Genomic DNA, 25,110 nt, shown 5'->3' with positions numbered 1-25,110 from the left:
GATTGAAATCAGGAAGCAACATGCTCGAAGAGGTGGCTTCTTCTATGAGGCCGGTCACATACGGCGGGCGCGGTTCGAGCAATTCCAGAAAAAGTGTGAGCGGTTTTCCGTCCGGAATTGCGTGAAAACAAGAAGACTGGGCATTTCACCGTTTCCGTGAAACGGTGAAATGCCCTAGTGCCCCTGCGGCTATTTCTGCTTGTCGGCCTTGGCGTAGGCTTCGGCGAAATAGGCGAGGAAGACATCGAGCATGCCGTTCTCGTGCTTGTCTTCCATCGTCCGCCAGGTCGCGACGAGCRCATCCCAGGCCTGGCTCTTCCTGGACGAGAAGGACGCAGGCGGGATCTTCCTGGCGATCGCCTCCGGCGACAGGTCGTCGAGCAGCCGCGACAGCGCGGCCTGCATGGCGGCATAGGTTGCGATCTCATGCGCCTTCAGGTCGCGGAACGCGTCCTCGACGCTGTGCCTGGCATCGAGATAGCCGGCCCTGCGCTTGGCGAACATGATCTCCAATATGTCGTCGGTGCCCGGCACGAATTTCAGCGGGTTGTTGTCCTCGGCGCCGATCATCGTGCGGTGGGCGCTCTTGGCGAGCACCTTCGCCGCCGCGCGCGCCTTGAGCAGAAGCGACAGTTGCTCGACCGTGATCCTCAGCACCGCGCCGATCTCGGCCGCGATCTCGTGCGGGTCGCGCGATTGCAGCAAGTCCGGCGCGATGCCAGCCGCCCTGGCGATCTGCCGCAATATCGCGTCCGCCTCCRCGGGTCGATTGGGTGGGGCTGCCAGCCCCGGCTGTTGCAACGCCGACGATGTCGACACCGCCGCCGCCCCGGTGGAGCGCTGTTCCGCCGGACTGAAGAACGGCTCATGGCCGGGATCCGCGGGCCGGCCGGTCGAAGGCGGCAGCTCGCGCTGTGTTGACCCGGCCCTGGTCTGCGGATGCCCGGTCGCGGCCCGTTCGTCTTCGATCGAAACGGTGACGACATAGCGGCCGATCAGCAGCCGGTCGCCTTGGGCCAGCCGGTGCGGCCCGGCCATGCGCTGGCTCGAACCGTTGATGAAAGTGCCGTTGCGCGAAAGGTCGTAGAGCCAGAACGAACCCGCCTGGTAGCGGACCTCGCAATGCCGGCCCGAGATGAACTTGTCCGGATCGGACAGCGTCCAGTCGCAATTCTCGCGGCCGATCTCGAAGCTGCGGTCGCGGGCGGCATAGCTGGCGGCGGTCCCGGCCGGCAGCCTGTCGGCATTGCTGATCTGGAGAGAGATGAACATCCGGAAGCGTCGCCGAACTTGGTCAACAAATGCTTATCTTTGGCGCAACTCCGGACGGAAACCGCTACGCGCTGTCCCGAAATTGCCTCGGTATTCTAGCAGCTTGCACGCTGAGTGGGAGAGGAGCGTTTCACACCGGTGCGCGGGCGCGCTTTAGCCATCGCTGTTATTTGGCCTCCTCCAAACATGTGCTAGGCTGGCCTCGGTACGGTGCGGTGAACTCGAACGCTCCCGAATGTGATGCAGTTAATAGAGCGGGGGCTTCAAACCATCACACTGGCGGCCGCGTCGAGGAGGGGCACGACCCATGCYGAACGAACGTGCCACGGTAGTACAGACGCCGGCTGGCGCCGACCTGACCTTCACCCATCTCATCGGCCGAGATGAGATCAGCYGTTGTTTCGCCTATACGGTCGGCTTCGTCTCGAAGAACCGCGACATCGACCCGTTGAAGATGCTGGGCGGTGTCGTTTCGGTCGAGGGCGAATCCGATCCTAAGCGCTGGTTCAGCGGCCTCGTGTCGGATTTCAAGCTGACCCGYATCGAGGACCGGCTGGCCTTCTACGAGGCGACCGTCAGGCCGTGGCTCTGGTTCCTAGGCAACACCACCGACTGCCGCATCTTCCAGAACATGACGGCGGTGGAGATCGTCGAGAAGATCTTCTCGAAATACGGCATCGCCAAGTTCGAGAAGCGGCTGCAGGGATCCTATCCCCAGCGCGAATACTGCGTGCAGTATGACGAGAGCGATCTCGATTTCGTGCAGCGGCTGCTCGAGCACGAAGGCATCTTCTATTTCTTCGAGCACGACGAGGGCAAGCACACGCTCATCCTCTGCGATGCGATGAGCAAGCTGAAGCCGGCGCCCGGCTACGAGAAGGTGCTCTACAACTTCGAGGGCCAGGCCTCGCGGCGCGATGTCGAATACATCACCGAATGGATCCCTGGCAGCGCGGTGCGGCCGGGCGCTTATGCGCATACGGACTATGATTTCGAGAAGCCCGGCGCCGATCTGATGGCGAAATCCGCCCAGCCCTTCGCCCATAAGGAAGCCTCTGGCGAGAACTATCGCCAGCCGGGCGCCCATCTCGATGTCGGGCGCGGCGACAAGATCRCCGGGATCCGCCGCGAGGAACTTCAGGCCGTGCACCAGCACAGCACGGCGGTTGGCACGGTGCGCGGCCTTTTTTCCGGCTGCAAGTTCACGCTCGAAAGTTTTCCGCGCGACGACCAGAACCAGGACTATCTGGTGGTCAGCGCCGAATACCGGCTGTTCGATCCCGGCTACCGGACCCAGAACGAGGCCCACAGCGAGAATTTCAAGGTGGTGCTTGGCGTTGCGCCCACCAAATTGCCCTACCGGCCGCCGCGCATCACGCCGCGGCCGATCATGCGCGGGCCGCAGACCGCGACCGTCGTCGGCCCTTCGGGTGAGGAGATATTCACCGACAAATATGCCCGCGTGAAGGTGCAGTTCCACTGGGACCGGCTCGGCAAGAAGGACYAGAACTCATCCTGCTTCGTGCGCGTCTCGCAGACCTGGGCCGGCAGCAATTGGGGCTTCATCCAGATCCCGCGCATCGGCCAGGAGGTCATCGTCGATTTCATCGAGGGCGATCCGGACCTGCCGATCATCACCGGCCGCGTCTACAACGCCTCGCAGATGCCGCCCTACGGGCTGCCGGGCAACGCCACGCAATCCGGATGGAAGTCGAATTCCTCGAAAGGTGGCGGCGGCTACAACGAACTGATGTTCGAGGACAAGGCCGGCTCCGAGCTGGTCAATTTCCAGGCTCAGAAGGACCACCACCTGCTGATCAAGCACGACCGCAACAAGACGGTCCAGCACGACCAGTCCGACCGCATCGACCACGACGCCAAGCACTCCGTCGGCCACAACCTCGATGAGGACGTGGGCAACAACAAGACGGTCAAGATCGGCGTCGACCAGACCACCAACATCGGCTCGAACGACACCGAGACGGTGGGCGCGAACCGGTCGCTGACGGTTATGGCCAACGAGACGATCCACGTCGTCGCCAACTCGACCGAGAAYATCGACGCCAACCATTCGCAGACCGTGGGGCTCAATCAGACGGTCACGGTGGGTGTCGCGCGCGTCGATACGGTGGGGGCAGCGGAAGCGCGATCGGTCGGCGCCTCGCAGACGAACACGATTGGTGCGACACGGTCGGTGAGCGTGGGGATCAACCAAAGCCACAGCATTGGCGCCGCGGACAGCTGGGACATCGGTGCCTCGCAAACCGTCAATGTCGGCGCCAATCAAAGTGTAGCCGTCGGAAGCGCTCAGTCGTTCAGCGTTGGCGCGGCGCGCAGCGCCAGCATTGGTGCCGATGACTCCACGAGCGTTGGAGGCGCCCACACGCTGGGCATTGCAAAAGGCAGCGCAATCAGCGTCGGCGAGGACAGCTCGATCAAGGTCGGCAAGAAGCTGGTGATCGATGCCGGCGACGAAATACTGATCCAGACCGGATCGGCGAAGATCATGATGAAGAAGGACGGCACGATCGCGATCGAAGGCAAGGACATTTCGGTCAAGGGGTCGGGCAAGATCAGCATCAAGGCGTCGAGCGACGTGGTCATCAAGGGCTCGACCATCAGTGAGAATTGAGGGATCGGCGATGAGCGACGTTCGCGAGCGCATCGATGGTGTGGTGATCGGCATCTTCCTCGRTTTCGACGATGCGGCTTCGCCGCTGGTGGTCTTCCCCGGCAATCCGGAAGAAGCCGCCTTGCCCGCGCGCAGCCTGACCGAACTGACCGCCGACATGATCGGCCAGGAGGTTGCCTTGCTGTTTCAGGAAGGCAACGCGATGAAGCCGCTGATCGTCGGCCGCATCGTCGAGCCTGCGCGCAAGAGCGCAGCGCCGCAGGTCGTTCGTGACGGCGAGTGTGTTCGCATCATCGGCGAAGAACGCATCGAGCTGCGCTGCGGCAAGGCGACGATCCTCATGGAAAAGGATGGCCGCATAACCATTCGCGGCACCTATGTCACCAGCCACGCAAGCGCCGCCAACCGCATCCGCGGCGGATCCATCGATCTCAACTGACGATGGCTGCCGCTCGCAATCAAGCGGCCAAAGGCCCGTCGGAACGGCCGATCGTTGCCGGCATCGTCAGGCAGCACGCCGAACAGGCCGCGTTCCTCTGGGCGCAGCGCGATACGTTGATGCTGGCCGATCCGCCGGATCTTGCCGCCGTCTCGGGCGTCGAGYGCCGTCTGGAAACCAACCTCGATGGTCTGCGCATCGCCGGTCCCGCGGCCTGGCCGTTTGTCGCCGCCGCTTATGAGGATTTCCCCGAGAAGGGCGAGCTCTTCCTCTACGCCTGGATGGCGATCGAGCAGAGCAACGGCAGCCGTTTGGCCGAAGCCATCGAACTCGGCCGCCAAAGTCAGGATGACGCGCGCGGACTGATCGGCGCGTTGGCTTGGCACAAGCCGCGGGCAATCGCCGCCGAGGTGCGTAACTGGATCGGCGCGCCGGACGCGTTCAAGCGCTTTCTCGGGGTTTCGGCCTGCCTTGGACACGGCGTCGACCCCAAGGAGATGCTGTCGCGGCTCGTGCGCGATCCCGATGCGCGCGTCCGCGCCGTCAGCCTGCGCCTGGCCGGCCAACTGCGGCGAACCGACCTCGCCAACGAATTGCGGACGGCTCTCGAGGATGGCCAGGAACAGCCGCGGTTCTGGGCCGCCTGGGCATTGACGGAGCTCGGCTCGGGTGACCTCGCCGGAGCCGAATTGCGCAGGGTGGCGGTCGGCGGCGGTCCGGACGCCATCACGGCGCTGCGCGCCGCCATCAAGGCAGCGCCCGAAAAGGATGCGAGAGCCTGGATGGGCGGGCTGCTGAAATCGCCCGAGACGGCGCCCCTTGCGGTGCGCGGCGCCGGCATGTTGGGAGACCGCATGGTTCTCCACTGGTTGATCCACCAAATGCGGACGCCGGCTTTTGCGCCAGCTGCCGGCGCGGCATTGCTCGAGCTGTTTCCCGAAGCACGCGAGGCGGAGGACTTGTTCACTCTCGATCCGACGGAGCTCGGTCAGGCGTTCGAGGACCGGTTTGGAGATTTTGCGGTCAAAGTGCCGGTGGCGGCCAATGTCAAGGCATGGAGCGACAGCAGATTTCCAGGCCTCCGGTCAGCCGCGCCGTGATCGAGCGGCCTGCTTGTCGCCCCGTCGCGGCGGTTCGCGGACCATGTTATGGCTCCCAGTCGATGCCCCTTGCGATCGATCGCGAAAGCTTTTCCAGGGACAGGATAAGCGGGCGGTCCAGCTTCAATATCTCGTGCGATTTCAGGATGTAGGCCACAGCTTCGCCGAGCGCTTCCTTGCAATTTTGCGACAGGTAAGGCCGGATGTCGGACCAGGTTCTAGGCAGGCTGAGCAGCGACAGGACGCTCCCGCGCACCATCGGCTCGGAGAAGAAGCCCATGTCTTCCTGGAATGCCAGATCCTCGAAGAAGGTCATCAGATACGGCCCAAGATATGCCGCCGTGGCACGCGGCGACATCTCTGCCAGCACGTCTGCCACCAGAAACCGCGAATCGTCGCGATCGACATCGACTGGCTTTACATCAAGAAACAGGTGTCGCTCGCCCTTTCCCCAGCCTGTGATGAAGTACGCCATATCCTCATGTGGTGGGGGTTCGACAGACGACCACGCCTTTTTGATCTTCTCCGCGATTTCGAGTGCTGTCGTCATTTTCAGGGTCCCATCTTGGCGTCGGCAAGCTCCGCCTTGTTGTTCTTGATGGCCTGCTCCACCTTGCTGTGCGCGTCATAGTGACCATCGAGGCGCTCCTGCTTCGTGGGTTTGCCTCCGTCCCAGGGGATGTCATCGCAATCTTCCACGATGTAGACGGCTCTTTCATGCGCCAGCTTCTCGAAAATCGCGTTCTGGTCCTCAAGGAATTTCTTGTAGTTTGCCTTCTCCTGCGGAGTTGCTCGCCCTGACCAGATCTTGCCCTTCGTCAAGCTCGGCTTCTCTCCGTTAGCCGCCTTGTAGTCGTTGGAAAGCTTCTCATTCTCCTTCTTGATATCATCGTACTTGTCGTGCTGCTCGACGCATTTCTTCCAGATCGATATCTGATACGCATTCAATCCAGGCTGCGGCACGTTGGGATCGAAATTGCCGGCCAGGTCGACCGTATTCTTGTCATTGTGAAATTTCTTGTCGGTATGGCGACAGGCGTTCTTGCCGTCCATCTTGACGTCGAACGAATAGGTGATCCAGTCCGTCGCCTTCTTGAAGACGCCGGATTTGACGCCTCCGACGGTACCGGGCTCGTCGCCCGAGCTCATGCTGTATTGCGAGCCCTTGATGGCGATCATCTTGCCGCCCTTGGYAAAGACCGTCGTGGTGCCGTTTTGCAAAGTGCTTTGGTCTGCGATGTTCGGATAGGGCAGCGGAACGGGGCCGCCCGGACTGGGCGTTTTGCAGACATCCGGGATGGTCGCCATCGAAAGGCCTACCGTGCTCTTGTAGGTCAGGCCAAGGCCGTTGACGGTGATGTGCGTTGGCATCAGCTTCTCTTTCCCGGCGCGCCCAGCAGCACCGTTGCGCGCGCGCCGTTCTCGGAACTCGTCCAGATCAGCGACAGCGGACCTTTCTGATAGTCGCGCGCCACGGCCTCGCTGACCAGGCTGACGAACAGCGGCCCCGAAGCGGCCCCGACATCGCCCCAGCAGTCCGCCGGCGTCTCGAAATCTGCGGCATCCCTGAAGCGCCCCGGATTTCGCAGAACCGCAAAGCCATATTCGTTGCCGCGATAGCGCTCGCCGTTCATGTCGCAGATGATACGGTCGACAGGATCGATCGGTCCGTCTCGAAACAGGAACTGAAAGGCGGCACCGAGCCCTTCTCCCAGGACGACGGACTTGGTTTTGATCCGGTTCTCTTCGGCGGCAGTGGAGGTCCCAACGATTTCAAGCAACGGCGTCAATCCGAATTCCCGCGCTGTGGGGAGTGTCGCCAGCAGGCAGAAACCCGCCGCCTCGCCGGGACAGAAGCCGAATACGTTCCCCTCGGAGTGAAGCTGCTCGTTGTCGTCCAGCCACTCCAGCGTTTCCAGATCGAAATAGCTGTCCGCCCCACCGGCGAGGCAGAACCTTGCCTTGCCTTCGCGAAGCGATTTGCAGGCGTGATGGATCGCAAGCAGTCCGCCGGCATGGCCGCCAGCGGTAGAGCCGCCACCTTCCAGCATGACGTGCTGTGACAGCTGCTTGCGCAACGCGGCGCTGACCTTCGAGGCGAAGCCTTCCGGTTGGCCGGGCCGGGGTTCGCCGGTTGAAAGGATCAGCGATATCGGCGCCGTGTAACCGGAGCCGAGCAACGGCCGCAACGCTTCGAGAGCCGACGAAAACGCGATCTCAACCACACGGCCCGCGCCTTGAAGCTCCGCCGGCACGCCGGCATCGCGGGTCACCTTCATCAGCTGGCCAAATCGATCGGTCAGATAGGGATGATCCTGGATGGCGGAAATTCCGGCCCGCACGGCCGCCGCGCTGGATGCCGCATCGAATCCCAGGGGCGTTCTCGCTCCCACGCCCACCACGACGATGGCGTCGGCCTTGGCCATCACGCGTCTTCCCCAAGCCAGACACCGGTCGCCGCCACAGCTGGCGACACGCCGGAACGCTCACGGATCCTCACATAGCTGCCTTTCAGCCTTTCCTCGTCATAAGGGACGGACAATGTCGACATCCAGGTGATCGAGAATTGGCGCAGATCCGGCTTGATGCGCACCGTGTGGATCACCGGCTCATTGTTCTTGCGGTCGGGACGGTTGTAGAACTGGGTGGTGATGTTGAAGGTCACGCGGGGCAGCAGGAACTCCCAGAAGCCGTCTTGTGTGAAATTGCCGAGCYGCGCGACTTCGTAGCCCATGAGCGGGGTCTTGGTCTGCTGATCTTCCGGCGCGCACTGGTAATACAGTCGGTTGAAATCGCGCGGCAAAAGCGGATCGCGCGTCCTTTGCCATTCTTCGCCATAGGTGCCGCCATGTTTCATACGCGGCTGCCAGTGTCGCGCCACTGGGCCGAACCCGGCCGGCTTGCCACTGCGGTGGTCGCGGTAAGGCGCGTCGGGATATTCGAAGTTGGGTCCGGTTTTGCTGACCAGTCGCTGCGGCGAGACCGCAAATCCCGTTCCCACCGGATTGCGTTGGTCCCAATCCGGCTTTGAAGCCTCCATATCCGTGCCGCCATAGGTGCGGCGCCAGGTGATCGRCATTTTCGTGAACGGCTCGGCCCGGCTCAGCCTCGCCGAAACTGCGCCGGGAACAAACACGCGATCCCCTATGACATTAAGGGTCTTGTCCACGTCGCCGACCTTTATGCGCGCCGTGCTCTCGGTGCCCGGACGCCTGCCGGGTGCATAGACATGTCCTTCGACCAGAATGTCGGTATGCTTCTTCTCGAGATTGAAATCTGTGTCGTCGAGAAGTTCGTTTGCGTCCGCGGCATGGAGGGGCGCCAGATTTATCGGCGTCTGTTCTTTGAGGAGCCGCTGTTTCCCGTCGGGGTCGATCTCGAAGGAAGCCTTGATCGCAATCAGCCAGACCTCGTGTCCCTGCTCGTCGCGCGTCCAGCCCTGCTGGGCGGCAAATGGCGTCTGGTTCAACAGCATCCACATCTGAAGCCACATCCTCAGCCGATGATGATCAGCGAGGTTTCAGCCGCCCGGCTGAAGCCGAGCGTTGATAGYGGACTGAAGACCTCTTCGAACACGGCCATCAGCTGGTCTCCCAACTCGCGGCGAAGATCTGTTCCAGTGTCGGCTGCGGCGCCTGCGGATCGACGTCGAAAATGTCCGTATGCGCGGTCCATATGACCAGGTCGTCGACGACATCGCTTTCGCCACCGACATGCGGAACCGGCAGCGCGGCTAGCGCCGCGTCCAGTTCGTCTGGCGTGAGCTCCCCCCGCTGCGCGGCGAAGGCCGCGCCCTCGATGCCGTCGAACCAGCTATCGCAATAGGCCAGCTTCAGCGGCGCCTCCGGAAGCCGAGCGACGACGCTGAGCGGGAACCGCCGGCCGACCCTGTCGGCGCTTTGCAACACGATGCCCGCCGAGGCGCCGAAGGCGCCAGGACCGCTGAGGAAGCGCAAGGCCGTACCCGTTGGCCAGGTTTCGAGTCCAAACAGCGGCACGATGTGCTGAGCCAGCCAGCGGTCCCACACGCGCACGAAATCGCCCGGCAAACGGCGCGTCACGAAATCGCCGGCGGCGGGCATCTTGCCGTAGAAGCCGGGCAGGATCAGATCTGCGGCGGACATGTGAACTTCTTGAACATTTCGAGCGTATAGGGGTTCTCGACGCTGGCCGCCTTGAGCTCGAAATCGGCCCACATCCCCTTGGTGCCGAGCCGCAGGCTGTAGACGTCGGTGAGCTTGGTCGCATTGAAGCGGCCGCCGCGCARCATTCTGAGCCACGCCCAGCTGCCGGTCTCGTTGAGCATCACCTCGGGCGAGCCGTCGACCGGCTGGAAGGCGAGCGATATCACGCCGGTGCCGTCCTTGCCGGGCCATGTCATCGGCTGCGGCCTCGTCGCGTTGTTGTAATAGACGAGGTTCTGGCCATCGAGGTTGAGCGTCACCCGCGCCACGTTGGGCGACAGGTCCTTCGGCTCCAGGGTGAAATTCATCACCGGCCCGGTGCCGCCGGGGAAGAGATCGTCGCGGATGTGGCGCGCCTGCTCGAAGGCCGCCAGCGCCGCCGGATCGAGACCGAAATCGGCGCGCCATTTCCACGGCTCGCTGGCGGTGTCGACATAGTTGATCAGATGGTCGTTGGTGAAGGCATCGATCAACCCGGTCGGTCCGAACAGGCGCTGGAAGTCGCGCACATTGACGTCGACCGCGCTGTCCGGGCTGAACGGATAGCGGTTGTTGAGYGCTGCCTGGCAGAAGGGCAGGATATCGGCGSGCCAGATGGCGTTGAGCTCGTTGGTGACGGCCTTCTGCGACAGGCCGCTGGTGTCGCCGGCAATGCCGCCCAGCCAGTCGTTGATCGGCGAAGGCAGGATCTGCGCTTGCCTGGCGACAGCGCCGGTCAATTCGGCCAGCCCGCCCTGCTTCTTGATGGCGTCCTGCGGATCGGGATTAGCCGTGACGGTCTGCAGCACGTTGGACAGCGCCGTCAGCGCCACCACGGCGGCGTCGAGCGCCGGCGGCTGGCCGTCGACCTGCGCGATCGTGCCTTTGAGCTGCTTGAAATGCTCGGCCACCAGGCTGCCGGTCATGTCGACCTGATCGGCCGAGCCCGCGCGGGGCAGCAATTTCGCGCCCGTCTTCACCACCTTGCCCAATTTGCCGAGCTTGCTGAGCAGCTTCGAACCGGTCTTGGCGGCGCCGCTCTTGTCGTCGGCCGCCGCGTCGTCCGAACGGGTCAGGTCGGTTTCCTGCACCACTGCGGTCAGCAGGCGCTTCAGCGCCGAGTCGGCGCTGGAAAGATCCTTGAGGTTCTCGCTGGCGACGTTGAGGTCGGTCAGCGGCGCCAGCCGCATGTCGCGCAGGAAACTATCCCACTGCGAAATGTAGTCGTCGTAATAGAGCTTCAGGATGTCTTCCGACAGCGCCGAGACCGACGTCTCCGCATTCTCCGAACAGCCGCCGGCAAACACGGCGCGGTCGAGCGCCGCCTGGCCGGCGACGTCCTCGACGCGGTCGAGGATCGCGTCATGGAAGCCGGCATAGGTGTAGGGGCCCGGCACGCCGACGCGCAGCGTCTTGTCGGAACGGCGCGCGAACACCTTGGCGCCGTTCGGTCCGGCGAAATTGGCCGGCACCCATTCCTTGACCGCCGCCACTTCCGGGTCAGTCAGAAGCTGCTTATAGGCGCGCTCCGGGAGCGAGATCGTGCATACCGTCTTCAGCGCCTCGGCGACCAGTTCCTTGTCCGGCGCGATATAGCTGTCGTCGACAGCCATGCGGCGGATCGCGGCGAGCTGGTGCTCTTCGGCGTCCGCGGTCGGGAAGGGCGCGRCCGGYGCGAATTGYGGCAGGTTGTTCACCCACCAGTTCTGCACGAAGTCGGTGTCCATCTGCGACAGGCCGGTCATCATCCGATAGGTCTTGAGCGCGCCGAGCATGAAATCCGGATCGCGGATCTGCCGCCACATCGTCGCCTCCAGCAACGCGACCATGTGCGGCTCCAGCACGTTGCGCAGCGCATGGTCGTAGGTGTCGGTCTGCGCGCGCACCAGCTCGGCCGAAGCGGTCGGGCCGAGCAGGTTGTGGATCGCGTCCGGCGGCGCGGTGCGGGCCGCCGCCACCGCGTCCATCGCCGCCAGCGCGCCATCCATGGTCGGCTGCTCGACCGCGACCGGTATCGCGGCGACATCCGTCAGCGGCTGTTGCAGGGCCTCGAACTGGYCGGCCTGTTCGGTGATTGCATTGCGGTTGTCGAGATAGGACCAGGTGAACAGGCCGCCGGCGAGCAGGGCGGCGAGAGCGCAGGCGGCGGYAGCACCGCGCCAGATCCAGGCGCGCCGGCGCTGCGCCAGCGGATCGAATGTGCCGAGGCCGGCTTCCTTGAAGATCACTTCGGTGAGCAGGTTCCTGAGGAAGAAGCTGCGCTTCTCGACACGCGCCGCCGGCATGGCGCGGCGGGGCGGCAATCCGAAGGACGAGGAAAGGGCGGCGGTCAGCCGGTCGATGGGCGCGCCTTCCTGTGTCGCCGAGGTCAGATAAAGGCCGCGCAGCCAGGCGGCCTCCTCGTAGCGGCTTTCGCCGAACATTGCTTCGACCAGCACCTGGATCGGCTCGGAGAGGCTCGCCAACTGCGCCGGGAAACGGAAGATCTCGGCGCGCTGGCCAAGCTTGTCTTCGTCTTCCAGCCGCGGCACCAGCCGCCGCTCCAGCTCGGAGGCCAGCCTGGCAAGTTCTGTCTGGATTGTGCCGGCGTTGACGCGAGCGTCGAGCGGAAAAGTCGTTCCCCACACCTGTTCGCGCGCCGTCGTCGACAAGCCGCCGAAGAAGGCCTCGAAGCCTTTGATCAGGTCGGCCTTGGTCAGCATCAGGTAGACGGGCAGGCGGATCTCGAGCCGATCGTTCAGCTCCGCCAGCCGGCGGCGGATTTTCCGGCCATGCGCCTTGATCGCCTCGTCGCCTTCGGAGAGCGCATCGATCGACAGCGCGACGATGACGCCGTTGAGCGCGCGGCGGCCCCGATGCTTCTTCAAGAGGTCGAGGAAGCCGAGCCACTCCGCCGCGTCGACATCCGGCTGGCTTTCCTGCTGGACATAGCGGCCCGCTGTGTCGATCAGCACCGCGTTCTCGGAGAAGAACCAGTCGCAATTGCGCGTGCCGCCGACGCCCTGCAGATCGTCGGTGAGGTCGATCGGGAAATTGAGCCCGGATTGGCGCAAGGCCGTCGTCTTGCCGGTGGCCGGCGGCCCGACGATCACATACCAGGGCATTTCGCGCAGGAATTTGCGGCCGCCGAGCTTGCGGCGCTTGAGCTCGGCCATCACCTCGCCGAACTTGGCGCCGACGGCCGCGACGCTCTCCTCGCCGGGCGTGAGCTGCTTTTCCTGAACAGGCGCCGCGATCTCGGCGACGAACATGCGGTTGGCGCGGATCGCGCGGCGCTGCGCGATGATCAGCCAGATCAGCCACAGGATGATCAACCCGGCGATGATGGCGATGCGCACATTGTCGGATTCGAACGGCGCGTAAGGGCCGACCTGCACGATCGGGCCGAACACCCAGATCAGCAGCGAAAGCAGCGCGATGCCGATCAGCGTCCACAGGWATCGCGAGGTGATGACGGCCCAGAGGAAGCGCAGGATGAACATCTCAGAGCCTCTTCTCGACCAGGACCTCGACGCGCCGGTTGAGCGCGCGGCCCTCGCGTGTCGAGTTGTCCGCCACCGGATCGGTTTCGGCGTGGCCCTCGGAAGAGATGCTCTCCGCCGACACACCGGCCTGCACCAGAAGCTTGGCTATGGTTTCGGCGCGCGCTTCCGACAGGCGCTGGTTGCTGGCAAACGGATTGGATTTTTGCAGCCGCACATTGTCGGTATGGCCGACGACGGTGATTTTCCCGATCAGCTCCTTGTTGTCCAGGATCACCTTGGCGATCGACGCGATCAGCGGCTCGTAGCCTTCCGTCAGCGTCGGCCGCGCGGACTGGAAGAGCTCGGGATTGGACGACTGGATGATCAGTTTGGCCAGCGAGACGCTCTCGGTGCCRCTGAGCGCCCCTTTGAGATCGTCCGGCGCTTCGGCCTTGAATTCCGGCAGCAGCGCGAAATCGACCGGCTGCGGCTCAGGCGCGGGCGCATCCTGCTTGGGCGCGGCGCGGGTGACGTCGCCGCGCGAAGCGGGCGGCAGCGTGCGCACCAGCGCCGAGAGCTCGACCGCCTGGCTGCTCAAGCCCATCGACAGGCCGATATAGGCGGCGGCGGCGACGACGACCGCGGCAAGCGCCATCACCCAGATCGGCACGATGAAGCGCTGCGGCTCGTCGGAGGCGATAACGCCTTTCCAGTTCGGCGACAGCGGCGCGTCCTCGGCATCTGCGTTGCGCAGGAAGCGCGCCGCCGCCACGCGCACGGCGTTAAGCGACCGGTCGCCGGCGCGGCCGGGCACCCGGTACTTGCCGCGGAAGCCGAGCGCCAGGCAGTAATATTGCAGCTCCAGCATTTCGCGGTCGCGGTTGGGATGCCGCTCCAGCTCGTCGAGGCGGGTGAAGAACTGGGTGCCGGCATCGACGTCGCCGCGCAGCATGACCACCAGCGGCTGGCGCGGCCAGGCGCTGGCCCCGCCCCATGGCGTGTTGAGCGCGAGATCGTCGAGCAGCGCCGCCACCGCCCATGCCGCCTGGTCCGCGCGCTCCAGCGACGAGCCCGCGGCAACAGCGGCGTCGCGCGCCCGCACCAGCTCGTCGAGCAGGCGCGTGCGCATCACTTCCGGGTTCTCCGGCGCCAGCGCGCTTTCGAGCTCCGGCGCGAATTCGAGCAGCGGCGCGAAGATGTTGATGAGCGTGTTGGGGTGCGCACGCGCGCGTTTGACCGGCGCGCCCGGCGCGCCCGGCGCCAGCGGCGCCAGCGGCCGGGGAGCGGCACCCGTCAGCCGGATGCGGGTGCGCTCGCGATCCTCCGACAGTCCGAAAGGATCATCCCGGCTCATGGCCTCACCTGTTCACCGAATAGCAGTCGACCTGCGGCTCGCTCGGCAGCACGCCGGACACCCCGATGACGAAGCCCGGAGCGTCGAGCAGCGAGGCCCAGTGCTCGCTCTTCTGGTCGAGCTCCAGGCAGAGCCGATCGCCGTCATAGGGGATCTCGCGCGGCTGCGAATGCAGCGGCTTCAGCGGGATGCCTGGCAGGCGCGACTTCCACAGGCCTTCGAACTGGTCCGCCGAGCCGACCGTCGCCTGGTTGACGAAGATCTTGCGCAGCGCGTCTTCCGAAAGCTCGGAGCCGACGCGGATGACGATACGGCTGGCGACGAGCAGCTTCGGGTTGTCGATGCGCACTTTCCAGACATTGGTCGCGTGCCGCATGACCGGCAGCGCGCGCGACTTCGGCTCGATGTAGCGCAGGCTGAGGATGAGCGAACGCAAGGCTTCCGCCAGCGCCATATAGGCAGGGCCGGGCGCCATGTGGTCGTAGGCCGGCAATTCGCCGAGCCGCCGCGAGCTCGAGCCATAGGTGGCCATCTCGCCGGCGAGGCCGGCAAGCTCGAGATAGAGCTCGGCCGGATGGAAGACATCCTGCGCCAGCATATGCGCGAGGCGCGGCCGCGCGGCGTTGGCGAGGTGCAGCATCAGCAAGTCTTCGACGCTGCGGCCTGCCCCGCCCATCACCATCTTGCCGTGCGCCTCGGCGATCTGGTCGAGGCCGGTGACGACTTCCTGCAGCAATTGCCGGTACCAGCGGACGGCGCCGGTGATCAGCGTCGGCGGCAGGAAGGCCAGGTCGAGCGAGACGCCGCCATCGGCGCGCACGCCCGTGATGTCGGCGACCGGCAGCGCGGTGTAGCCGCCAACCGATTTGCCGGGCGCCAGCAGCACCGCTTGCGGCCGGGCGATCTCGATTTCTTCCGGATCGGCGCCGCCCTGGACGGCATCGCGCACCGGGACGATCTTGCCGTGATAGCGCGSGCCCGTCGATGCCGCATGCGCCGGATCGAAGCCGACGCCGCCGGGCGGCTCCAGCGGCAGYGCGATCAGCACCGGCCCGGCGCCGGTATCGGCCGTGACGGGCAGCGGCTTGGGCGCATCCATCAGCTCCGGGATGGAGAACGGCGTGCCGTCCGGGAAGATGCCCCGGGCGGACACGATCGACACCTGGCCGGCGTCGAGCAGCGACTGGTCGAGCGTCAGCTGCTGGAAGCCGAACGTATGGAGCTGGCCGGCCTGCAAGGCGCCGCGCACCATCCCCTCGAAGAACCGGTCCTGCTGCTGGAAATGCTGGGTCCTGAGAAACAGGCCCTCCGACCACAGCACCCTGTTTGCGTCGCTCATGCTGCCACTCTCTGCACTGCCGTGGTTGTCTCGCCGTCAGGCGGAAATGCCGCCCTTGCCGAGGCTGACATTGATGGTGAACTTCGATCCTGGCGAAACCGACTTGGTCGTGCGCCAGTTGCGTCCGCCCGGTTCGCGGATCAGCGCGACGAAGCCGAGCGCGGTCGCGTTCGGCTCGACCGTGATGGTCTTGGCCGCCGTTTTGCCCGGCGCGACCGAGATCGCGTCCGAGCCGATCAGGTCGGCGCCTAGCGCCGAGCCGGCATCGCCCTGCAGCGCGAAGTAATCGGCCGAATTGAACTTGCCGGTGCTGGCAAGCCGCATCACCAGAACCGTCACCGGCCGGTCRCCGCCGCCCGGTCCCGGATTCATGCCGGCGCCGCCGGTCACGTTGACCGAGATCACCGATGGTTTCGGCGGACCGCTCTGGCAAGCCGCAAGCAGCCCCGTGGCGCCAAGGGCAACGATGAATTCGCGTCTGTCGATCATGCTTCACTCCTCTTCGTAAGCATCCCTGAAGTCTGCGCCGATCTCGCCAAGGAAGCTCGATTCCGCGCTCTGGGCGATGTCGCGATGGCGTTTCTGGTAGAGCTCCCACAGCTTGGCGTTGCGCCCGCCGGCGAGCAGATTGCCGATCGCGGAATTGGACTTGAGCTCTTCCTCGATGGCGGCCGGATCGAAACGGTCGATCATGCGCCGAAGCGCTGCCTGCACACCGCGCCAGGCGCGCACGTGATGTTGCGCGAGATCCTTGACCGCATCGCTGATCGCGGCCTCGCCGGAGAGAAAGCCGGGGCTGCGCTCCGCGATGATGGTGACGATGACATCCTCGACCGTCGGCAGGAATTTGAGCGGGTTGACTTCCGAAGATCCGACGACCGTCTGTGCGACGCGCGCGCTGCCCTTCTCCTCGGCACGCTTGCGCAGGAGCTGCATCAGGCCGTCGAGCATCTGCCTGTATTCGCGCCCGAACTTTTCCATTTCGGCGACCGGATCGCGCCCGGGAAAATCGGCCTCCTCGACGCCCATGCCGCGCAGGAATGCCGCGCGCAGCGCCATGTCGCTCCGCGCCGATTGCGTCGGGCGTGATGGCCTTGGCGCGGGAKCAGGGCGAGGTTGCGGAGCAGGCGGTTCGGGCGCCTGCGCCGGTATCTCCCAAGGACGGGCAACCTTCGGCTTCTCGGCGGGCCGCTCGTCGCGAGCAACCGGGGCGTGACTGTCGCCGGAGGCGGATGTCGCCGCCGGCCCAAAGCTGAAATCGTCGAATGCGGACGGTCTCGACGACACGGGCTCGGGCGTATCGTTGCGAGATGGCATGTCGCCGAAGCCGAACGGGTCCGGCCCACCGGCGGCGGGCTCGCCGTTCGAGGCCGGCGTCGCCACCGGATCGAGGCTGAACGGGTCGTCGAAGGCGGGCGAACTGTGTTGGCTCGAGGCGCGATCATAGGCTCCGGGCACAGGCTGCTCGAACGGATCGGGCAATCCTGCTGGGCGCGGCCGCTGCGGTTCCTCCTCGACCTTGGCCGAGAAGAAGTCGTCGCCGCCGATGCTGGCGGGCGTCCGCGGCTGTGGCGACGACCACGCCGGCGCCGCATGGTTGGCGACCGGCGCCTGGCCGATCGAAGTGCGGCCGCCGCTGGGTTGCACCTCGACATGCAGCACGTAGTCGCCCATGCGCAGCCGCATGCCGCTTTGCAGTCGCGTCGACCTGCCGGTGCCGAGCGGGCTGTCGGAATCGTCGATGAACAATCCGCTGCTCGACGTGTCGGTGACGTAATAGCCGTCGCGGCCGCCGCTGATCTTGCAGTGCGCCCGCGAGACGAACATGTCTGGATCGTCGATCTGCCAGCCGGCATCGGCGCTGCGGCCGATCACCAGCTCGCCCTCGTCCAGCCGGGTCTGCCTGACCGCTTGCGAGCGCGGGCCTTGTTCGAGCGTCAGCAGCAGGCTCATGCGGCCGCCTCCGCCATGTCCGGCCGCCAGCCGACGATGGTGCGCAGCCTGAGATCGTCGGCGTCTCCCTTTTCGGCGGGGCGTGAAAGCCAGGAGGTCCGGCCGAGCTGGATGGTTCCCATTTTCGGCTCAGGCACCGCGTCGCGCGCGAGCACGATCCTGAGATCGACGTCGAGCGCTTCGCCGATCATGTCGCGCACCGCCTTCTTGAACAGGGCAAGGCGCCGTTCGCCGGGCAGGAACGATTTGAAGTCGTCGAGGCCGAGCGGGCCGACGCGCAGCTCGATCCGGCTTTGCCGGCTGAAGACGCGCGGGCCGATCGTTGCGCCGCCGCCGAGCGCCGCATAGGCCTTGCCGATGCGGCTCTRCAGCGCCTTCGGAATGGTGATCCAGGCGGCGACGAATTCCTTGATCTCAACCGGCACCTTGAAAGCGGTGGCGAGGAACAGCGTCAGCCGCTCGGCGCCGTCGACCTGGTTGGCCAGCGATCCAGCCTGGCGCAGCCGAACCGTGTCGAGCTCCGGATCCTGCGTGCCGGGAAGGCCGATACCCGCCATGGCCTCCAGCATGGCGCGCACGCGCCCGCCGACCGAACGTTCGACCTGCACCGCCGGATGCGCGTCCGCCCATGCGCGGTAATAGAGCGCGATCATGCGGTGCTGCAGGATGTTGACGAAGTCGACGAAGGTCGTGTCGCTGGTCTGCTCGGCGTCGGCGCCGGTGAACCAGCGCTGCGACAGCCGGTCGAGCACCCAGCGCGTCAGATGCAGCGGCATCGGCCCTTCCGGCCCGAGCAGGCCGAGATTGGCGACGGTCACCCGCGCCGGAGTCCTGTCCCCGGCATCCTGGAACTTGACCACATCCCGCGCCGAGAAGCTCAGGCGCACATGCTGGCCGAGCCTTGCCGGTTCGCGCTCCGCCGTCCCGGAATGCCCGAACAGGCCGCGTCGCTGCTCCAGGCGGCGCAGCAATTCGAAGAAGTCGAAGCCCTCCGACAGTGGCTCGGCTTCGGTCGGGGCCGGTTGCGCTAGATCAGGTAGCGATTGCCGGGCGTCATCGGCCATGGCACATCCTCCTGCTTTTGCAGCAGCCGCGTACGCGTCCGCACGAAACCATTTATCCCGGCATGGCGGGCGAACAGCCGCGCCAGCAAGGCCGAAAGCAAAAGCGTGCTCTGGCCCGCCAGCACCGACTGGTCGACATGCAGCGTCACCTCCGTGCCGCGTCCGAAACACATCGGCCCGTCGATCTTCAATCGCTCGATCACCGGGCGCGAGTCGATGCGGGTGATCGAATGCACGTTGCGGGCAAGGCTCGGATCGCCGCGATCGGCGTAGAGGTCGAGCAAGGCATGCAGCGGATCGACGCCGCGGCCTTCCTTGGCGAGGCTGAGGAAATTGAGCGAGAGCTGCGCCACCAGCCGCCAGGCGAGATTATCGGCGCGGGATTCGCCTTCGGCGCCCGCCGGCAGCGCTGCGGGGATCGCCGGCTGCGGCGGCCGCAGCGCGCCGAGCAGCCGCACCGCCTCCACCGGATCAGCGGTCTCCAGCGTCAGCGTCGGCGTGTCGTCCAGGATCGGCAGGTCGCGGTTGGTGCAGAGCGCCATGACGTCGAGCCGCTTGAGCGGCCGGTTAGCCGGGCTTCCCGCGGGCCGCGAGATCGCGATGAAGACATCGTCGCCGGTATAGGAGGTGCGGGTCAGGCCGTCGCGGCGCTCGTCCTCCGTCGCCCGGCGCGGACGCCGCWCCGTCGAGTAGACCCAGCCGCTGCCGCGGTTCTGCCCCAGGCTGAACAATTCGGGAATGACCGCTTCGCTGCCTTCGGCGTCGGCGTCCTCGACCCGGGTGACGCGGAAGATCTCGAAGTCGCGCGCCCGGGTGCGATCGGCATGCAGGACCTGCCGGGTCCGGCGCGGATCGATCTCGATGACGTTGCACTCGCGTTCGAACAGATTGATGATCGGCGTCGCGAACAGCTCGAAATCGGCCGCCGTCACATCGGCGAGCTCCGGCACCGGCCGCCGGAACAGRAAGATGATCTCCATTCCCGCATCGCACTTGCGCACCACCGGCTGYAGGCCGGCGACCCGCACATAGTGGAAGCGCTCCGGGATCATGAAATATTCGCGCAGCAGCCGGTATCCTTCGAAGGTCGGGCGGGTGCGCGGCATCAGCGCTTCGTCGTCATGGATCCCGATCATCTCGGGTTCGGGCAGCGCCGTGAGCGGATTGGTCTTGCCTTCCGCCCGCGCGCCGACGGCCGAGCAGGCGCCGAAGATCGCGTCGAAGAGGAGCGGCGCCTTGGCGCGCCCGGCAAAATAGAGGTCGACACGGTCGAGTGACAATTCGCTGAGCTTGCCTTTTCCGGTTCGCGCGAACGCGATGCGGAACGCCGCTTCGCCGCGCACGCCGCCGACCGGCGCGATGCCGGCGGCGGCCAGCGCGCTACGGTCCTGGAAATAGCTGACCGAAGTGATCGCGATCGGCCACAGCGTGACCTCTTGCGCGGTGGTGAAGGTCGAGCGTGTCGACAACCCCGGATGCAGGCCCGAGACCAGCCGCGTGCCGCGCGCGACGGCGTGGCCGGCGATCATCGACTGCACCTGCTGTCCAGGTTTCAGCATGGCCATCGCCGTCGCCGGCGCCGGCGTCACCAGGTCCGGATAGAGCACGTCGAGCACGGCGCGCGAGAAGCGCGAGCGCTCCGCGTCGACCTTGAGCCGGGTGCGCGCGGCAAGGAAGGCAACGCCGTCGAGCAGCCGTTCGACATAGGGGTCGGGGCAGGGGACGGTATCGAGGGAAAGGTTGCGCGCGACCGCCGGATGCATGTCGGCGAATTCCGCGGCCAGCGCCCGGATATGGGTCAGTTCCTCTTCGTAATACTCCACGAAGACCCGATCCATCTCAGGTCTCCCGGAATTCGGTTCGCGCCAGGCCGTTGTCGAGATTGATCGTGGTGCGCAGCCGCATGCGTTCCGGCGTCGGCGTCATGATCAGCACCGCGTCGATCTCGATCCTGAGGCCGACGCTCTTGTCGCCGAGCGTGACATTGACGGTTGTCGCGCTTTCCTTGAGACGCGGCTCGAAGGTGGCGAGCACCGCGCGGATTTCGCGCGCCAGCGTGTCTCGGTCGAAATCCCGCGAGGACCGGCCGGAGAAGGACGGCACACCATAGTTGACGACGCTGCGGCGCACTTCCGGAAAGTCGGCGAGCGGCGGCAATTCGTCCAGGGGCTGCTCATGTTCGGCATCGGAAAGCATCGGTACGGACTCGAAACGCTCGGTGTTGAAGAGGRCCTCGATGTCGCGCCGGACCGCTTCCCTGAGCACCCGCGCCGACACCACCACGCCGCGGCTTTCGATTTCGGCGCGATGCTCGGTCTGGAAGATCAGCCTGTGCAGTCGCCGTTTCTGCTCGGCCGTAAGCTCGGGATCGGCATCGATGGCCCGGGCGCTGCCGGCAAGAAGAGCCTCGACGCGCTCGGCGCCGAGTTCTTCATCCAGCAGGCGACGCAGCCCATCGATCTCCGACGTCAGCCCGGGCAAATCGTTGACAAGGCGGTCCCAGAGGGAGGGCTGGACCGCCTCGCGCTTTGCCCGCGAGCTGCCGGCCAGCTGTGCCTTCGCGCCAGGCCGCTTGGCCTCACTTGCCGACATAGACGTCCATTTCGATCTCGTCGTCCTTGTCGTAGACGAACTTGATCTTCTTGTAGGCGAAGCTGACCTCCTCCTCGATCAGGTCCGCCTCGTCACGGGCCTGCCGCATGTCGTATTCCATGATCGAGGCATCGGTGAGCGTGACCACCAGATAGTCGCTGGTCTCGCCGTCGATGGTGCGGCGTGCCGAAAACACCACCTCGTCCAGCGCCTTGTTCTCGAACAGGRCCTTCTTCAGGTAGGGCGACGACTTGTCGTAATGCTTGAAGAATTTGATCATTCCCATCGACACGCGGCCGCGCCGCGAGAGCGAATTGGGGTCGTAGGGCGCGATCATCTTGTAATCGACGCCATGGATCTCGATCTCGTCCTCATGGCCGTCGCGCTTGCTCGGGCCCTTGATGTCCGGGACTTTCAGGAAGCCGTCGATCTTCATCGAAGGCGCATCGGTTCTGTCTGGCATTGTCTTTCTCCACCGCTACGAAACAAGATGACTTTACGATTTCAGCCCTTCACCGACGGCAGTTCCGACACCAGCCGGAGCGAGGCGTTGATGCCTTCCAGCTGGTAGTGCGGCCGCAGGTAGAAACGGGCATTGTAGTAACCGGGCCGGCCTTCGACGCTGTCGACCTGGACCTCGGCCGCGGCAAGCGGGCGCTTGGCGCGCGCCTTGTCGTCGGCAAAGGCAGGGTTGGCCAGCACGTACCGGTTGATCCATTCGGTCAACCAGATCTCCATGTCGGTGCGTTCCTTGAACGAGCCGATCTTGTCGCGCGCGATCGCCTTGAGGTAGTGCGCGAAGYGCGAGACCGGGAAGAGGTAGGGCAGGTTGGCGCTGAGCCGCTCGTTCGACTGCGCGTCGGGATCGACCAGACGCCCGGCGCGCGTCTCGTCGTCCTGCAGCGAATGCGCGCCGATGAAGGCCGCGAGGTCGGTGTTCTTGCGATGCAGGATCGGCATCAGGCCGAGCTTCGCCAGTTCCGCCTCGCGCCGGTCGTCGATGGCGACCTCGGTCGGGCATTTCATCGCGATCGAGCCGTCGTCGGTCGGGAAGGCGTGCACCGGCAGGTTGAGCACCGTGCCGCCATTCTCGACGCCGCGGATCTGCGTGCCCCAGCCATAGAGCTTGTGGCTGCGGTTGATGTTGACGCCCATCGGGAAGGCGGCGTTCATCCAGACATATTTGTTGTGGTCGCCGCCCACCTCTTCCTCGAAGGTGAAGCCCTTCACCGGAACGGTTTCGGAGCCGTAGGGCAGGCGCGCCARCACGCGCGGCATGGTAAGCCCGATATAGCGGGCGTCCTCGCTTTCGCGCAGCGACTGCCAGGAGGCATAGGCCGGGTTGTTGACGATCATCTGCAGGTCCTGCGGGTTCGGCAGTTCCTGCCAGCTGTCCATGCGGAACAGCCGCGGCGAGGYGGCGGCGATGAACGGCGTGTGCGCCGAGGCGCAGACGCCCGAAATGTTGCGCAGCAAGCCGACGTCGCGCGGATGGTTGGAGAATTCGTAGGCGCCGATGATRCAGCCGATCGGCTCGCCGCCCAGCATCGAATACTCGTCCGTGTAGACCTTCTTGAAGATCGGGCTCTGGTCCCACATCTGGCCTTCATAGTCTTCCAGCGTGTCGGCCAGCTGCTCCTTGGAGATGTTCATTACCCGGATCTTCAGCTTGGTATCCGTCTCGGTGTTGTTGATCAGGTACCAGAGGCCGCGCCAGGTGCCTTCCATCTCGCGCACTTCCGGCGCATGCAGGATCTCGTTGACCTGGGTCGTCAGCATCTTGTCGATGCCGGCGATCAGCGACTTGATCGACTTGATCGCGTTGGACGAGATGGTCGTCGTCTCGGAGCGGGACTGGGCCGCCAGTGCCAGGTTGCGCACCAGTTGCTGCAGCTTCTCGCTGTCGTCCTTCTTGACCTTGAAATCCTTTTCAAGGAGGCCGCTGAATTCGCCGAGATCGATGGCTTCCGCCTCGGCGGTGGCGGCTGCGGTCTTTTGCTGTTCGGCCATGACTTACTCCTCGCCCTTGCCRTCATCCATCGCCTGGCTGRCGATCTTGCTCAGCAGCGGCTCGTTGTTCAGAAGCTGCGCGATGCGCTTTTCGGCGTCGACTCGGCCGTCCATGAAGCCCAGCAGCTCCTCGAGCTGCCGGCGCATCTTCAGGATCTCGGCCAGTTGCGGGACCTGCTCGGCGATCTTGTCCGGCGCGAAATCGCCCATCTTGGAGAAGGTGAGGTCGATGGCGAGCTCTTCGTCCCGCTCCTGGCCCTCGGCCTGCGGCAGGGTGTTCTTTACTCTGGCCTTCACGCGCGGCCCCATCGCTTCCATGAATTTGGGGAAGCGGTTGGCGTCGGTTTCGACGAAGTTGYGGTCGAGGACCGACTTCGACGCTTCCTTGGTCTGCGACGCGCCGGCAAGGTCGGCCATCACGGCCATGACGAACGGCAGTTCGATCGTCGTCGGGCTGCCGTAAGTTTCGACGTCGTAGGCGATCTGCACGCGCGGCGCGCGGTTTCTTTCGATGACCTTCGCTTTGCTCTCTGCTGGCATGCTGGTTACCTTTCATCCTTCTGGGCCGGCTTCTTGGGATCGGCGACACCGGCAAGCAGCCGGAATTCCTTCAGCCCCGACGGGGCGAGATCTTCCATCAGTTCCACGAAATCCATGTGCACCATCCGGCGCACGCGCCGGGCGAGATGCGGGATGGGGCTGGACGGCTCGGTACGGTCATAGAAGGCGACGACGAGATCGAGGCATTTGACGACTTCGTCGCGCGAGTTGATCCGGTCCGGTAGACCGGCGCTCGCTTCCACGGGGCTTGCCACACTTGCCATCGTCTCGGCTCCATGACCGTTGCGGGCGGGCGTTGCCGGCTCCGCCGCCTGCGGAGCGGTCTTCGCGGCGCCGCTGGCCGGGGCCCCGGCACCGGAATTCCGCTCCAGGGTCGTCAGCAAACGCTGCAGGAACTTCTTCAATTCCGGGACGGTGGCGCCATGGCCTTCGATGCGTGCGTTGAGCGCGGCGTCCACGGCGTCGAGGGCGGCGATCGCGGCACGCGCGTCGGCCAGGAGCGACGTCATCGCCTCGCCGGCCTGATCAATTTGCGCCGCGCATCCGGCGCGCACCCGGTTCAGCAACTGGTTGTGCGCGCTTACCAATGCCGCCTTCTCGGCGGCATTCAATCCCGAGGCCGCTTCCTGCAGCATGACGCGCTCGTCGAGCGCTCCCTGTTCCAGGTCGCGTCCGCTGATCGGCCCGACCTGGCGCGGCGAGAAGAAGACGGTTCCACGCAGGTTCGCCAGCAGGCCGTCCTGGGCATTCTGGAGATCGAGCAGCGCGTTGATGCGGCGCAAGGCGGCGTCGCGCGGCGTCGCGTTCGCCCGCAATGCCGGATGCATCGTGTCCCAATGCTGGTCGAAGGTCCCGGCGATGAGCGCCAGGCCCTGGGCGAGGCCGGCCAACCCTTCTTCGTTGGCCAAGGCCCGTGCGACGATGACCAGCAGGCGCAGGTCCCGGCCGCGGGAGCGCAGCTCTTCGGCCCTTTCGAGCACCGCCGTCCAGTCGACCGGACTGGACTGCGATGTGGGCTTACCGTTGCCGTCATGGACAACTTTGAGCTGAGGTTCGGTCAGGCGCTCCAGCTCATGAAAGGCCGGGTCGTTGCGCAAGTCCTCTCCCGACGGATTCTCACCGTTCAGAGGATTCAGCCAGAGTGCGAGATCAATCACACTAACCCCC

Annotated in this window: 21 protein-coding genes; 3 read left to right on the top strand and 18 right to left on the bottom strand. The window is 65.2% G+C overall.

The genetic code is table 11. The features are described 5' to 3' along the window. Nucleotides 1-189: 189 nt before the first annotated feature. A complete protein-coding gene (gene tagH / locus LCM4576_RS04440; protein ID WP_071030715.1) occupies nt 190-1,272 on the bottom strand; it encodes a type VI secretion system-associated FHA domain protein TagH in 1,083 nt (360 codons plus the stop codon). A 307-nt stretch (nt 1,273-1,579) separates the two neighbouring features. Between tagH (LCM4576_RS04440) and tssI the strand changes: the two genes are divergently transcribed. From tssI to LCM4576_RS04425, 3 genes are read left to right on the top strand one after another with little or no spacing between them, the layout of a single operon-like run. Beyond that, nucleotides 1,580-3,904, top strand: a complete 2,325-nt coding sequence (gene tssI / locus LCM4576_RS04435) for a type VI secretion system tip protein VgrG (protein WP_071030714.1) — start codon at nt 1,580-1,582, stop codon at nt 3,902-3,904. Nucleotides 3,905-3,914: 10 nt separating this feature from the next. Further along, nucleotides 3,915-4,343, top strand: coding sequence for a DUF6484 domain-containing protein (locus LCM4576_RS04430; RefSeq protein ID WP_071030713.1), 429 nt, complete (start codon nt 3,915-3,917; stop codon nt 4,341-4,343). 2 nt (nt 4,344-4,345) lie between these two features. Further along, the gene (locus tag LCM4576_RS04425) at nt 4,346-5,443 is read left to right on the top strand and encodes a HEAT repeat domain-containing protein (protein ID WP_071030712.1); all 1,098 of its coding nucleotides are present in this window, start codon (nt 4,346-4,348) and stop codon (nt 5,441-5,443) included. Nucleotides 5,444-5,489: 46 nt separating this feature from the next. Here LCM4576_RS04425 and LCM4576_RS04420 read toward each other — a convergent pair whose 3' ends face one another. The 17 genes from LCM4576_RS04420 to tssA form a co-directional block, all read right to left on the bottom strand. Then, the gene (locus LCM4576_RS04420) at nt 5,490-5,993 is read right to left on the bottom strand and encodes a hypothetical protein (protein ID WP_041001898.1); all 504 of its coding nucleotides are present in this window, start codon (nt 5,991-5,993) and stop codon (nt 5,490-5,492) included. A 2-nt stretch (nt 5,994-5,995) separates the two neighbouring features. After that, nucleotides 5,996-6,814 (bottom strand): DUF4150 domain-containing protein, encoded by an 819-nt coding sequence (locus tag LCM4576_RS37085; protein ID WP_071030710.1) that lies wholly within the window; start codon nt 6,812-6,814, stop codon nt 5,996-5,998. After that, the gene (locus LCM4576_RS04410; protein WP_071030709.1) at nt 6,814-7,869 is read right to left on the bottom strand and encodes a beta-ketoacyl synthase N-terminal-like domain-containing protein; all 1,056 of its coding nucleotides are present in this window, start codon (nt 7,867-7,869) and stop codon (nt 6,814-6,816) included. Before LCM4576_RS04410 ends, LCM4576_RS37085 begins: the two co-directional genes overlap by 1 nt. Next, the gene (locus LCM4576_RS04405) at nt 7,869-8,924 is read right to left on the bottom strand and encodes a DUF2169 domain-containing protein (protein WP_071030786.1); all 1,056 of its coding nucleotides are present in this window, start codon (nt 8,922-8,924) and stop codon (nt 7,869-7,871) included. The genes LCM4576_RS04410 and LCM4576_RS04405 overlap by 1 nt, the downstream gene beginning before the upstream one ends. A 100-nt stretch (nt 8,925-9,024) precedes the next feature. Further along, nucleotides 9,025-9,567 (bottom strand): type VI secretion system-associated protein TagF, encoded by a 543-nt coding sequence (tagF, locus tag LCM4576_RS04400; protein WP_083354888.1) that lies wholly within the window; start codon nt 9,565-9,567, stop codon nt 9,025-9,027. Beyond that, nucleotides 9,549-13,088, bottom strand: coding sequence for a type VI secretion system membrane subunit TssM (gene tssM, locus LCM4576_RS04395; protein ID WP_071030708.1), 3,540 nt, complete (start codon nt 13,086-13,088; stop codon nt 9,549-9,551). The genes tagF and tssM overlap by 19 nt, the downstream gene beginning before the upstream one ends. Nucleotide 13,089: 1 nt before the next feature. After that, complete coding sequence (gene tssL / locus LCM4576_RS04390; RefSeq protein ID WP_071030707.1) at nt 13,090-14,424, bottom strand: type VI secretion system protein TssL, long form; 1,335 nt, start codon at nt 14,422-14,424, stop codon at nt 13,090-13,092. A gap of 4 nt (nt 14,425-14,428) precedes the next feature. Continuing rightward, on the bottom strand, nt 14,429-15,763 hold the full coding sequence (tssK, locus tag LCM4576_RS04385) for a type VI secretion system baseplate subunit TssK (protein ID WP_071030706.1): 1,335 nt from the start codon (nt 15,761-15,763) through the stop codon (nt 14,429-14,431). Nucleotides 15,764-15,799: 36 nt separating this feature from the next. After that, nucleotides 15,800-16,252: a type VI secretion system lipoprotein TssJ gene (gene tssJ / locus LCM4576_RS04380; protein WP_040985738.1), complete on the bottom strand. Its 453-nt coding sequence runs from the start codon at nt 16,250-16,252 to the stop codon at nt 15,800-15,802. Between the two features lie 3 nt (nt 16,253-16,255). Beyond that, nucleotides 16,256-17,716: a type VI secretion system-associated FHA domain protein TagH gene (tagH, locus tag LCM4576_RS04375; protein ID WP_071030705.1), complete on the bottom strand. Its 1,461-nt coding sequence runs from the start codon at nt 17,714-17,716 to the stop codon at nt 16,256-16,258. Then, nucleotides 17,713-18,780 carry a type VI secretion system baseplate subunit TssG gene (tssG, locus tag LCM4576_RS04370; protein WP_071030704.1) on the bottom strand — a complete coding sequence of 356 codons (1,068 nt, stop codon included), beginning with the start codon at nt 18,778-18,780 and terminating at the stop codon, nt 17,713-17,715. The genes tagH (LCM4576_RS04375) and tssG overlap by 4 nt, the downstream gene beginning before the upstream one ends. Further along, the gene (gene tssF, locus LCM4576_RS04365; protein WP_071030703.1) at nt 18,744-20,618 is read right to left on the bottom strand and encodes a type VI secretion system baseplate subunit TssF; all 1,875 of its coding nucleotides are present in this window, start codon (nt 20,616-20,618) and stop codon (nt 18,744-18,746) included. The genes tssG and tssF overlap by 37 nt, the downstream gene beginning before the upstream one ends. Before the next feature lies 1 nt (nt 20,619). Continuing rightward, nucleotides 20,620-21,372: a type VI secretion system baseplate subunit TssE gene (gene tssE / locus LCM4576_RS04360; protein WP_071030702.1), complete on the bottom strand. Its 753-nt coding sequence runs from the start codon at nt 21,370-21,372 to the stop codon at nt 20,620-20,622. Further along, nucleotides 21,359-21,808, bottom strand: a complete 450-nt coding sequence (locus LCM4576_RS04355; RefSeq protein WP_198540207.1) for an Hcp family type VI secretion system effector — start codon at nt 21,806-21,808, stop codon at nt 21,359-21,361. Before LCM4576_RS04355 ends, tssE begins: the two co-directional genes overlap by 14 nt. Nucleotides 21,809-21,876: 68 nt before the next feature. Further along, nucleotides 21,877-23,382, bottom strand: a complete 1,506-nt coding sequence (gene tssC, locus LCM4576_RS04350) for a type VI secretion system contractile sheath large subunit (protein ID WP_071030700.1) — start codon at nt 23,380-23,382, stop codon at nt 21,877-21,879. Between the two features lie 3 nt (nt 23,383-23,385). Beyond that, on the bottom strand, nt 23,386-23,922 hold the full coding sequence (tssB, locus tag LCM4576_RS04345) for a type VI secretion system contractile sheath small subunit (protein WP_071030699.1): 537 nt from the start codon (nt 23,920-23,922) through the stop codon (nt 23,386-23,388). A gap of 5 nt (nt 23,923-23,927) precedes the next feature. Continuing rightward, on the bottom strand, nt 23,928-25,100 hold the full coding sequence (gene tssA, locus LCM4576_RS04340; protein ID WP_071030698.1) for a type VI secretion system protein TssA: 1,173 nt from the start codon (nt 25,098-25,100) through the stop codon (nt 23,928-23,930). Nucleotides 25,101-25,110 lie beyond the last annotated feature (10 nt).

Source organism: Mesorhizobium sp. LCM 4576 (assembly GCF_001854815.1).
Lineage (GTDB): Bacteria > Pseudomonadota > Alphaproteobacteria > Rhizobiales > Rhizobiaceae > Mesorhizobium > Mesorhizobium plurifarium.
The sequence above is the reverse complement of the archived record's forward strand: the minus strand, read 5'-3'. Positions and strand labels throughout refer to the sequence as shown.